12 protein-coding genes and 1 pseudogene are annotated in these 11,426 nt (G+C 61.1%); 2 read left to right on the forward strand and 11 right to left on the reverse strand.

The window, feature by feature from the left end; all coding sequences use genetic code 11:
- The first annotated feature begins 2 nt into the window (after positions 1–2).
- Entirely contained in the window at positions 3–383 is a 381-nt protein-coding gene (locus CBB63_RS02305) for a histidine triad nucleotide-binding protein (protein ID WP_286697991.1), read from the forward strand.
- Positions 384–437: 54 nt separating this feature from the next.
- Here CBB63_RS02305 and CBB63_RS02310 read toward each other — a convergent pair whose 3' ends face one another.
- The 5 genes from CBB63_RS02310 to CBB63_RS02330 all read right to left on the reverse strand — a co-directional run bounded on the left by CBB63_RS02310 (position 438) and on the right by CBB63_RS02330 (position 4,816).
- The gene (locus CBB63_RS02310) at positions 438–1,064 is read right to left on the reverse strand and encodes a DUF1523 family protein (RefSeq protein ID WP_286697992.1); all 627 of its coding nucleotides are present in this window, start codon (positions 1,062–1,064) and stop codon (positions 438–440) included.
- A 12-nt stretch (positions 1,065–1,076) separates the two neighbouring features.
- Positions 1,077–1,343 carry a hypothetical protein gene (locus CBB63_RS02315; RefSeq protein ID WP_005851057.1) on the reverse strand — a complete coding sequence of 89 codons (267 nt, stop codon included), beginning with the start codon at positions 1,341–1,343 and terminating at the stop codon, positions 1,077–1,079.
- Between the two features lie 35 nt (positions 1,344–1,378).
- Positions 1,379–2,464, reverse strand: a complete 1,086-nt coding sequence (locus CBB63_RS02320) for a histidine kinase dimerization/phosphoacceptor domain -containing protein (RefSeq protein ID WP_502695840.1) — start codon at positions 2,462–2,464, stop codon at positions 1,379–1,381.
- 216 nt (positions 2,465–2,680) lie between these two features.
- A complete protein-coding gene (locus CBB63_RS02325; RefSeq protein WP_286697994.1) occupies positions 2,681–3,904 on the reverse strand; it encodes an aminopeptidase P family protein in 1,224 nt (407 codons plus the stop codon).
- Between the two features lie 120 nt (positions 3,905–4,024).
- Positions 4,025–4,816 (reverse strand): hormone-sensitive lipase, encoded by a 792-nt coding sequence (locus CBB63_RS02330; RefSeq protein ID WP_009825861.1) that lies wholly within the window; start codon positions 4,814–4,816, stop codon positions 4,025–4,027.
- Positions 4,817–4,910: 94 nt separating this feature from the next.
- On the opposite strand from CBB63_RS02330, the gene CBB63_RS02335 reads away from it, so the two are divergent.
- Positions 4,911–6,386, forward strand: coding sequence for an NAD-dependent succinate-semialdehyde dehydrogenase (locus tag CBB63_RS02335; RefSeq protein WP_286697995.1), 1,476 nt, complete (start codon positions 4,911–4,913; stop codon positions 6,384–6,386).
- 60 nt (positions 6,387–6,446) lie between these two features.
- Here the strand turns inward: CBB63_RS02335 and CBB63_RS02340 are convergent, their stop codons facing one another.
- From CBB63_RS02340 to CBB63_RS02365, 6 genes and pseudogenes are all read right to left on the reverse strand, one after another.
- A complete protein-coding gene (locus CBB63_RS02340) occupies positions 6,447–7,667 on the reverse strand; it encodes an aminotransferase-like domain-containing protein (protein ID WP_286697996.1) in 1,221 nt (406 codons plus the stop codon).
- A 139-nt stretch (positions 7,668–7,806) separates the two neighbouring features.
- Positions 7,807–8,277: an Hsp20 family protein gene (locus CBB63_RS02345; RefSeq protein WP_005851048.1), complete on the reverse strand. Its 471-nt coding sequence runs from the start codon at positions 8,275–8,277 to the stop codon at positions 7,807–7,809.
- 157 nt (positions 8,278–8,434) lie between these two features.
- On the reverse strand, positions 8,435–9,223 hold the full coding sequence (locus CBB63_RS02350; RefSeq protein WP_005851046.1) for a trypsin-like serine peptidase: 789 nt from the start codon (positions 9,221–9,223) through the stop codon (positions 8,435–8,437).
- Positions 9,224–9,329: 106 nt separating this feature from the next.
- Positions 9,330–10,721: a glycolate oxidase subunit GlcF gene (gene glcF, locus CBB63_RS02355; RefSeq protein WP_286697997.1), complete on the reverse strand. Its 1,392-nt coding sequence runs from the start codon at positions 10,719–10,721 to the stop codon at positions 9,330–9,332.
- A 45-nt stretch (positions 10,722–10,766) separates the two neighbouring features.
- Complete coding sequence (locus CBB63_RS02360; RefSeq protein WP_286697998.1) at positions 10,767–11,132, reverse strand: hypothetical protein; 366 nt, start codon at positions 11,130–11,132, stop codon at positions 10,767–10,769.
- Positions 11,129–11,426: pseudogene (locus CBB63_RS02365) on the reverse strand (glycolate oxidase subunit GlcE); the annotation flags it as partial. The pseudogene CBB63_RS02365 and the gene CBB63_RS02360, both read right to left, overlap by 4 nt.

Raw genomic sequence — 11,426 nt, forward strand, 5'->3', positions numbered from 1 at the left:
NCATGGCTTACAGCTACGACGACCAGAACATCTTTGCCAAAATCCTGCGCGGCGAAATCCCGAACAACACGGTATATGAATCCGACCACGCGCTTGCCTTTCGCGATATCGAACCCCAAGCGCCGACGCATGTGCTGGTGATCCCCAAGGGCCCCTANATCAGCTTTGACCACTTCGCGGCAGAGGCAAGCGATGCCGAAATCGTCGGCTATGTNCGCGCCATCTCGGAAGTCTGCAAAGCCGAAGGGGTNACATTGGACGCGGGCGAAGGGTTTCGNATGATCGCCAATGCNGGCGCGCANGGGGTTCAGGAAGTCCCGCACCTGCATGTGCATATTCTGGGCGGTCGGCCCATGGGGCGCATGGTGGCGCGCCCCAGCTAACCCGTCANGACATCAATCAGTGCGCAAAAGGCGCGGCGTGATCTTGCGCCGCGCTTATTTGTTTTTGCGACCCGCCCGCCAGCGCGCGAAACGGCCCTGCTTTTCGGCGATGTCATCTTCCAGCCGCTCTAACGTCGGATCGATGCGCGCGCGTTTGAACCGACGCCAGCGGACCCAGATCGCATAGACCACGGCCGCAAACAGGNTCAGGATGATGATATTCAGGAACGGGATGCCNTTGCTNGCATCCGGCCCGTCCACCACGCGCACGGACACCGCGTTGGGGAAGATCGACAGGAACTCGTTGCGCCAACCGTAATGCTTGACCGCGACATACTGCGGCGTACCGGCGGCGGANTTCAGATCAGATGCCTCGGCCTGCAGGTTGGTCGTGTCGAACTTGAAATACGGCGGCCAGCCCCAGCCGGTATCCTCGTTGCGGTAAACCATGACGTCGCCTTTGGCCCGACGCGTCTGGATGAAGAAAACATCGCGGTTGCCCAANGCGGTGCTGTTGCCCACATCCGCATGCGACCAGAAGATCGAGTTCTCGCCAAAGTCGATGCGCTTTTCATAGGTGTCGGTGATCCGCACGATATCGACCTGAGGCAGNGTATAGTGAAAGAACGCGGCAATGATCAGCCAGATCACACCCCAGAAGGTCCATTTGATGATCGCCATCGGCGTTACCCCTTAGTTAAAGTTNGTGAGGTAGACGGTCAGGATGACCAGNCCCACCGGGACAATATAGACCCCAAGGATCAACTTGCGACGGATCGACCCGTCATATCGTTTAAGCCCTCGTTGCACGAAAATATCGCGATCCACAAGACGCGGCCCGTCCGCCCACTTCTGGTANAGCTTGCCGCGCCGNACCCGACGCGAATAGATCGACAGGGCGATATAGATGATCGTTAGAACGACGAACCCGATGACGATCAACCTTAACAAAGCCAACATAATCCCTGCACCTCTCTTGTGCCCCGGGCCGGGTGTCAGTCGGTGACGGGCCAGACGATCTTGATCTCGCCGCCGCTTTCACGNTCTGGGGTTTCCAGCTCTCCGCCCAATTGCTGCGCGGCGGCAAGCAGGATGCGCATGCCGAGCCCCGTGCCCGTGGTCCGATCTTTGGGAATACCGGGGCCGTCGTCAATGCAGCTGAGGTGGTAGAAGCCGCCCTTGCGNTCGCCGCGCAGGTCGAGTGTCCCGCGTTTGCGGCCCTCNTAGGCGTATTTCGCAGCGTTGGTCATCGCCTCGTTCACGATCATCCCCACGGATGACGCAGAGCGGGACGACAGATGCGCCTGATCGACCTCTATGTTCACCTGCACCCCGTCGGGCAATTGTTCACTGGTGGAATGGGCGACCTTCTTCAGGAAGGCTGCGATATCCACCGCGGCNCCGGTTTCAGTCAGGTACAACGCTTCATGCAGGCTGCTGATGGTCGACAGGCGGCCCTGAATGGTGTCCAGCGCGGCGCGGGCTTCGGGGGATTTTTCGCTGCGGATCTGGATGCGGATCAATGCCTCTAGGGACTGGAGCGAGTTTTTCACGCGGTGGTCGACCTCTTTGCGCAGCACCTCGGCATCGGCCAGTGCCTTGCGCAGCTCGATCTGCCGCATCGCCTGCCCCGCCAGCACCTTGAGCGCACGGCGCTGAAAATCATTNAGCTGATGCGGNTTCTTATCCAGCACGCAGAGCGTCCCGAGCGGCAGATTCTTGTCATCCTCNAGCAAGGCACCGGCATAGAACCGGATCGAATCCTCGCCAGTGACGAAATTATTGTCAGCGGTGCGCGGATCGGCGGTGGTGTCGGTCACCTCCAGGTAGTCATCGCCCGCGATGGCATGGGCGCAAATACTGTCGGTGATGTCGCTGCCGTCAATTTCAAGCCCGACCTTGGATTTGAACCACTGGCGGTCTTCATCCACCAAAGAGATCAGCGCGATCGGCACCTCGCAAATCTCTGCCGCGAGGCGCGTGATGTCNTCGAACCCTTCTTCGGGGGCGGTATCCAGAATATTATATCCCCGCAGCAACGCGAGGCGCATTTCTTCTTGTTCTATCAAGGATGCTTTCATCGGGAACACTCACGAAACAGCGTGCGGAAAGCACTTTTAACAAGACTAAGGATGCAGGCGATAGGCACGGATATGGCCTGACACCCCCATCCCGCGACAGCGATGCGTCAAGATATCGACGTGACAGGGTACGTCAAGCCATACTCCCTGTTTGTACTCGCAGTCACCCCCAACCGCCAANAGGGCGTTTGCCCCCCGTGAANGGGGGCAGCGCAATCAGCCTACGACGTTGAAATCAGGGCCATAAGGATAGCCGGTGATATTGTCGTTNCCGTCTTCTGTGATCACCAGAATATCGTGTTCGCGGTAGCCGCCCGCGCCGGGTTGACCTTCGGGAAGGGTCAGCATCGGCTCCATCGAGATGACCATGCCGGGTTCAAGCACCGTGTCGATGTCCTCGCGCAGCTCCAGCCCTGCTTCGCGGCCATAGAAATGCGACAGCACGCCGAACGAATGACCATAGCCGAAGGTGCGGTATTGCAGCAGGTCACGCTCTTCNAGGAAGGCGTTGATCTTGTGGGTCANNTCGGCGCAGCTGACACCGGGCTTCAGCAGGCTCATCCCGTATTCATGGGCAGCGACATTGGCCTCCCATATTTTCAGGCTGGCGGGGTCCACCTCTCCGGCGAACATGGTGCGTTCCAGCGCCACGTAATAGGCCGAGATCATCGGGAAGGTGTTCAGCGACAGGATATCGCCGCGCTCCAGNTGCCGCGCAGTGACCGGATTATGCGCACCATCGGTNTTGATGCCGGATTGGAACCACACCCAGGTGTCGCGGTATTCGGCGTCGGGGAACCGCTTGGCAATCTCAAGCTCCATCGCATCGCGGCCTGCCATTGCGATGTCGATCTCGCGCGCGCCGATCTTGACCGCATCGCGGATCGCATAGCCACCCACATCCGCGACCTGAGCGGCCTGACGGATCAACGCAATCTCTGCCGGAGACTTGTGCATCCGCTGGCGCATGGTCGTCTCGAACAGGTCGATCATCACCACCGGCTCAAGGAAATCTTCCAGCTTGTCGCGCTGCATTAGCGTCAGGTGGTCCCCTTCATAGCCGATCACCGCGCCCTTGCCCGTAACCGAGGCGACGGCGCGCCAGTAATTGTCGCGCTGCCAGTCGGTATAGGTGATGTTGTCGCAAAAGCTGCGGCGCCACGGCTGACCGGCGTCGATGCCTGCGGAAATCGTCACACAGTCTGTCTCGGTCACCACCAGCCCATAGGGGCGGCCAAAGGCGCAATACAGAAAGCCCGAATAATAGGCGATATTGTGCATCGACGTGAAGACCGCCGCCGTCGCACCAGCCGCATCCATCCGTTCGCGCAACTCTTCCAGACGCGCTTCGTATTCAGCGGTGTCAAACGGCAGCGGAGACTTCGTGCCGTTATGGAAACGGTACATATCGGGACGGGCGGTTTTGGATGTATTGGTCATATCAGACCCTCCTTCTCAGAAAGGTCCCGGCGTGCAGGACGCAAGGGCCGTGAAATGCAGGACGACGCCATCGTCCCAACCCGCCCCCTGTCTCGCCGATTTGCGCGGCCCGATCAAGGCTCACTTTATGCCAAGCAGCGCTTTCACCATATCGCTGTCGGGGTCTTCCAGCAGGTCGATAATGTCAAAGTGGTGCCGCCCCTCGACGACGAACTGCTTGGCCCCCCACACGCGCGAGAATTGCTCGGCCTGCTCCAGAAAGGCGGGACGTTCATCGGCCCCGACCCAGATCGTGACGTTCACCCCATGAGGCGGCGTCATGTTCACGGGGCTTTCCGCCGTCGCTTCGGCTTCGTCCAGCTGAAGAATGTCGTTCATAGAGGTCTGCAACAGCGGCATCAGGTCTGCCACGGGCGAGATGGACACGATATTCTCGATCCGGTCGCGGACATCGCCGGACAGGATCAGCGGGTCGGTCATGCGGGCAACCTGCTGCCCACCCGCGGAATGGCCGACAAGCGCCAGCGCACCTTGGGTGCGTTTGGCGATCTCGGAAATGGCGCGAGCGACTTGTCCGGTGATCTGGCTGATCCGCACATCGGGGCACAGGTCATAGCCGACCATCGCAACCGCATAGCCGCGCGCCAGAGGGCCAGCCGCCAGATGGGACCAATCGGCAGGAGCAAATGCTTTCCAATAGCCACCGTGGACAAAGACCACCGTGCCCCGCGACACGCCTTCGGGTTCAAACAGATCATAGATTTCGCGGTCGGTCGGCCCGTAAGAGATATTCTTTTGCGCCCGGAACCCCAGCTTCTTGCGGAATGCCGCTGCGGCGTCTTTCCAGCGGGGCGGATATGCCTCTGCGTTATCGATATAAGCGGCGTTGGCATAGGCGTCGTCTAGCTGCATGTGGTCCTCCGTCAGCGTCCCGATACGAACTGGAACTAGACAATCATAGCGTTTGTTGCTTTGGGTAACCACAGACAAAAGCGGAGAGATCAAAATGACTGACGCAAAGACTGACCTGAAATCAATGCTCAAGGATCCAAGCCTGCTAGAGACCCGCGCCTATATCGGTGGCGAATGGGTGGATGGCGACGATGGCACCTTTGATGTGGTGAACCCCGCCCGCGGCGATGTGATTGCCAAGGNCGCCAACCTCAGCCGTGCGCAGGTGGCCGGTGCCATNGCCCANGCGGAAAAGGCACAGAAGGAATGGGCCAGCTGGACCGGCAAGGANCGGGCCGGCGTCATGCGCAAATGGTTCGACCTGATGATGGAAAACCAAGACGATCTGGGGGCCATCCTGACCGCTGAACAGGGCAAGCCTCTGGGCGANGCCAANGGCGAAATCGNCTATGGCGCGTCNTTNATCGAATTCTTCGGCGAAGANGCCAAGCGCGTCNACGGTGAGACCATCCCCGGCCANCAGCGCGACAAGCGGATCACCGTGATCAAGCAGCCCATCGGCGTNGCCGCGTCGATCACGCCCTGGAACTTCCCCAACGCGATGATCACCCGCAAGGCCGCGCCCGCGCTNGCCGCNGGCTGCGCCTTNGTGGCGCGCCCCGCTGCGGAAACACCGCTGTCGGCAATCGTGATGGGTGTGCTGGCCGAACGCGCGGGCATCCCCGCAGGCGTGTTCAACGTGCTGCCGTCGTCCTCTTCTTCTGCCGTGGGCAAGGAGTTCTGCGAAAACCCCGCNGTGCGNAAACTGACCTTTACCGGATCAACCGAAGTGGGCCGCATCCTGCTGAAACAGGCTGCCGATCAGGTCATGAAATGCTCGATGGAGCTGGGGGGCAACGCGCCGTTCATCGTCTTTGACGACGCCGATCTGGACGCCGCCGTCGAAGGCGCGATCCTGTGCAAGTTCCGCAACAACGGCCAGACCTGTGTTTGCGCGAACCGCATCTATGTGCAGGCCGGTGTCTATGACGCCTTCGCTGAAAAGCTGAAAGCGCGCGTTGAAAAGATGAAGGTCGGCGACGGCTTTGAAGACGGCGTAGANCTGGGGCCGCTGATCAACGGCGATGCCTCCGAGAANGTGAAAGAACATGTCGAGGACGCGGTGTCGAAAGGTGCCGAAATCCTGCTGGGCAGCAAAGAAGAGAAGATGGAGGGCAACTTCCTCGCGCCGACCATCATCACCGGTGTGACGCAGGATATGAAAGTCTCGAAAGAGGAAACCTTCGGCCCGCTCGCCCCGCTGTTCAAGTTCGATAACGAAGACGACGTGATCGAGATGGCCAATGACACGATCTTTGGTCTTGCGTCCTACTTCTACGCCAAAGACCTAAGCCGCGTGTACAAGGTCGCAGAGGCGCTGGAATATGGCATCGTGGGTGTGAACACCGGNATCATCTCGACCGAGGTCGCGCCGTTTGGCGGCGTCAAGCAGTCCGGTCTGGGCCGCGAAGGCAGCCACCACGGGATCGAGGATTATCTGGANATGAAATACATCTGCATGTCGGTCTGACCTGCGGATCATCCGGNATTNGAAACGGGCGGCGGGATCATCCTGCCGCCCGTTTTCGTATCAGCCGTTCAGCGCGCGGGTGATCAACTGGCCCAAGCGNTCGATCCCTTCCGCGATCTTGCCTTCGGTCGAGGTGGAGTAGCTGAGCCGCAACGTATTGCGCCCCGACCCGTCCGCGAAAAACGCGTGCCCCGGTACAAAGGCGACCCGTTCGCTTTCCAGCGATTGTTTCAGCAGATCGGCCCCGTCCAGCGTATCGGGCAGTGTCACCCAGATGAACATGCCGCCTTCGGGTTNGGTCCAGCTCACCCCNTCGGGCATATGNGCCTGCAGCGCTTCCAGCATAGCATCGCGACGNGCACGGTAGGCGCTTCGGATCGTGTCGATGTGGCTGTCGAANTGCTGTTCCGCGACCGTGGCCACGGCAATCTGGTTCAATGTGGCACTGTGCAGATCCGCCGCCTGTTTCATCANCACGAGTTGCGAGATCACCGGCATCGCGGCGCAGACCCAGCCCACACGCAGCCCGGGCGACAGTGTTTTCGAAAAGCTGCCGCAATAGATCGTCCGNCAGGCTTCCAGATCACCGTTCCGGCGTTCGGCCTCAAGCGCGAGGATCGGCGGGATCGCGTCNCCGTCAAAGCGCAGCGACTGATAGGCCGCGTCTTCGATCACGGCGATGTCCATTTCCTCGGCCAGATCAATCACCCGCTCGCGCGCGGCGCGGCTGACCGTGGCCCCTGTCGGATTGGCAAAATCAACGGAAAGATAGGCGAACTTGGCCGCGCCGCCTGCCTCTTNCGCGGCGGCGGTATAATCNGCNCCACTGCGGTTGCTCAGCGGGTCCAGCTTGTCATAGCGCGGCTCGTAGGCGTTAAAGGCGCCCAANGCCCCCAGNTAGGTCGGCCAGCCCACCAGCGCGGTATCCCCCGGCGACAGGAACAGCTTGCCCAGATAATCCAGCGCCTGCTGCGAGCCCGAGGTGATCAGGATGTTGTCCGGCGTCGCGGGAATACCGATCGCCTGCATCTGCGCGGCAATCCATACGCGTAGCGGTTTGTGCCCCTCGCTGGTGGAATACTGCAACCCCTGCGCCGCCATCGGCCCGTTCAGCGCCTCGGCAAAAGCGTCCTGAAACGCCGCTTTTGGAAACAGATCAGGGTCAGGAATACCACCGGCNAAAGAGATGATATCCGGCTGGTCCAACAGCTTGAGCAGCTCGCGAATTTCCGACGCCTTCATNCGATTGGCGCGTGTGGCAAATATTTCCTGCAGTGACATCCGGCGTTCCTCCCCCGACTGGATCGGGGCACTGTGCCCATTGCGCTATTTTAAGTCAACAACTGTGACCTAGCCCCCATGCGCGCACAAAAAAGCCCGGCGCGAATGCACCGGGCTTCGTCTGTCAGAGTGATGTCGCTTAGTTAACGGTGTTCGCGTCAACCACATCCTTTTCAATCGCCTTTGGCGCACGCGCGATCTGGATCTGGCGCGGCTTNAGCGCTTCGGGCACCTGACGTTCCAGATCGATGTGCAGCATACCGTCGGCATGGGCCGCGCCGGTCACTTGCACGTGATCCGCCAGATGGAAGCGGCGTTCGAACGCGCGGGTCGCGATGCCACGATGCAGATAGGTCTTGTCCGTATCTTCATCAGCTTTGCGCGCCGAGACGATCAGCGATTTTTCACGGACTTCAACGCTCAGGTCGCCTTCGGTAAAGCCGGCGACGGCGATGCTGATACGATAGGAATCATCGTCCAGTTTTTCGATGTTGTAAGGGGGATAGCTTGGCTGCGGTGCGTCGTTGGCCATCACGCGATCCATCAGATTGGCAATCTGGTCAAAGCCGACAGTCGAACGGTGCAGCGGTGCAAAATCAAAACTACGCATAGGTATTCATCCTCGTTTGAGCGATAATCATTCAGGCCTTCCACCATGGACAGACCTTGGGTTGTCTACCGGAACCCTCAACAGGCGTTCCGGTGACATGCATGTGGGGATGGATAAATCGCGTTTCAAGGGGACAAAATCACCCCGGATGACAAGGTCAGGGTTTGACGAATTTCGCGCCGGTGGTGCGGCGGCGATCCTCTGACGTGATGCGCTTGCTGACAACGCCACCACCTTGGAAAACACCCTTGCCCGCCACCAGATCCGCCTGAAGCCGCGCCAGCGGCGCACCAAGCGCGGTACCAAGGGACACTTCCTTGTCCTCGACATGGGCCTTGGCGGATACGACAGACACAATCTGCGGCACCCCGTTTTCAAAGGTAAAGATCGGCGCACCACTGGCCCCGAAATCGACGGAGCATGTGGTCACCAGCACGCCTTCTTGGCGGGCCAGCACGCTGCAGACCTCTTGCAGGGACGGTGCCTCTGACCGGTCCTTGGCATAGCTCACCACCCCTAACTGGTCGCCGCGGCGCGGACGGCGGGCGGTGTCAAAAGGTTTGATCGTGGTATTGCGGATCGGCCGGTCAAGTTCGAGCAGGGCCAGATCGTTGCGCACACGGTCCGAGGATACGACGCCGTCGTAGACATAATCGGGATGCACCACCGCACGGCGCACATTGCGATAGGCCCCCGCCCGCCCGTTACGCCAACCGGCAAGGAATTCTACCTCGCCATGATCAATGCGCTGCTTGCTTTCCTTGTCGTACAGACAATGCGCCGCCGTCAGCACCAGACGGGGCGCGATCAACGCGCCGGTGCAAAACCCTTTACCGCCGATATCCAGGCGGCCCACGGCCTCCCACGCACCGGCATCCACCCCCGTGTCCAGCCTGCGCAACCGCGCATCCTGAGCAAGCCCGGCCGTCGCGACGGTCAGACACATGATAGAGATGGCTACCCAACGGCGCACGGATATCGCTCCTACTTCGGTGAGATCTGGTCTTTAGCCTCTCCTAGCCGCGAGATAAGGCGAAAATGCGGCGAAAACCCTAGCGGAGGCGAGGAATCTGCAAGTTTGTGCCTTTTTCTTGCGACAACGCCGGAGGCTTCGGCCCACCCGACGCCCAATCCAGCAACTCTACCGTGTGCACCACGGGCACGCCCGCCGCCGATCCGATCTGCATCATGCAGCCGATATTGCCCGCCGCGATCACGTCGGGGTTCTTGGCCTGCAGGGTTCTGACCTTCCGGTCTTTCAACTGCTTAGAGATTTCGGGCTGCATCAGGTTATACGTCCCCGCCGACCCGCAGCACAGGTGTGAATCCGCAGGCTCAACCACGGTAAAGCCTGCGCGTTTCAGCAAATCCTTGGGGTAGCTTTTGATCTGCTGGCCGTGTTGCAGGGAACAAGCGGCGTGATAGGCCACGGTCAGTCCGTGATGGGCGGGCGTGGGGGCCTTTGGCGCGTCGATGCCCGCGATATCCCCCTTGGCGGGGTTGGGCATGGCGACAGGGTCTGCGTCCCCCGCAAGATCGTGCAGCACCTCGGACACATCCTTGGCGATCGCCGACACCCGCGCCGCATCTGCCGCCAGCGGGTCATTGCGGAACATATGGCCGTAGTCTTTCACCGTGGTGCCACAGCCCGAGGTGTTGATGACGATGGCGTCCAGCCCTTGCCCGTCCATCTCGGCGCACCATGCCTTGATGTTGCGCGCCGCGGTGGCGTGGCTTTCGCTGGTTTTGCCCATGTGATGGGTCAGCGCCCCGCAGCAGCCCGCGCCTTCGGCGACGACCACCTCGCAGCCCTGCCGTGTCAGCAGGCGGATGGTGGCGTCGTTGATGTCGGTGTTCAGCGCCTTTTGCGCACAGCCCGTCATCAGCGCCACCCGTTTGCGCGGAGCCCCCTGCGCGGGGAAGCTTTGCGGGTCGTCGTTGCGGCTGACCGGCGGGATCGACTTGGGGGCCATCTCGATCATCGCACGCAACCGCGCGTCGGGCATCAACCGCGCGAAGGGCCGCCCGATCTTCGCCCCCAGAAGCGCCAACCGGAACCGCGTCGGATAGGGCAGGATACGCGCCAGAATCCACCGCAGGGCACGGTCGCTGAAGGGCCGTTTGTAGCGTTTTTCGATGTAATCGCGGGCGTGATCCACCAGATGCATATAGTGCACGCCCGAGGGGCAGGTCGTCATACACGCCAGACAGGACAGGCAGCGGTCGATGTGTTTGACCGTCTTTTCATCCGGATCGCGGTCGTTCTCGAGCATGTCCTTGATCAGATAGATACGCCCGCGCGGGCTATCCAATTCGTCACCCAACACCTGATACGTGGGGCATGTGGCGGTGCAAAAGCCGCAATGCACACAGGCGCGCAGGATCTCGTTGCTGCGCGCCGTCGCGGGGTTTTTCAACTGTTCTGCGGTGAATGTGGTTTGCATGAAAGCTCCGGCGTTGCGGGCACGAGACCCTGACGAGGTAAAGAGTTAAGCGGCGACGGTGCTGGCCCAGATCAGGCCGAACCAGGGCAGCGTGGTGGCCAAGATCCCCAGCACATTGGTCCAGCGCTGCGTGACGGAGCCGGGATAGGCGCGGCGCAACACCTGCGCGACAAAGGCCAGAACGGCGATCCAGCCCAGCCAGATACAGGCAATCGCCCCCATCGACGCCAGCAGGCTCTCGCCCCAATACTGCGCCACGCCATAGCGTATCGCCATCCCCGCCACGGCACAGAGAAAAGCCAAGAGCACCAGCGCACGCAGGCTGCGCCGGTCAGGCGTGCCACGGGTCGAGAGGCGGAACACCAACGGCCCGCCGATAAAGACGACAAGGAAGACCGCAAGCAAGCTCATGCCGCGCGGTCCAACTGGCCCGCGTTAAAAACGCCCTTGGGATCGAATTGCGCCCGCAGGGCCGCTGTCAGCCGCGCCACACCGGCGGGTTCGGGGTGGAACACGCCCAAGCGCGCCTTGGTCTGCGCATCGGCCCGTACCAGCGTTGCATGCCCATCCATCGGCCCGATGGCCGCGCGCAGATCATGGCCCGCGGCGCTGCGCAGCCAGATCAGCCCGCCCGCCCAGTCATAGGTCCAGCACTCTGCTCCCGATCGCGCCGCGCTTCCCGGCGCGCGGCGCGCGCGGCGCAGG

The organism is Sulfitobacter sp. TMED3, from assembly GCF_002167505.1.
GTDB classification, from domain to species: domain Bacteria; phylum Pseudomonadota; class Alphaproteobacteria; order Rhodobacterales; family Rhodobacteraceae; genus Sulfitobacter; species Sulfitobacter pontiacus.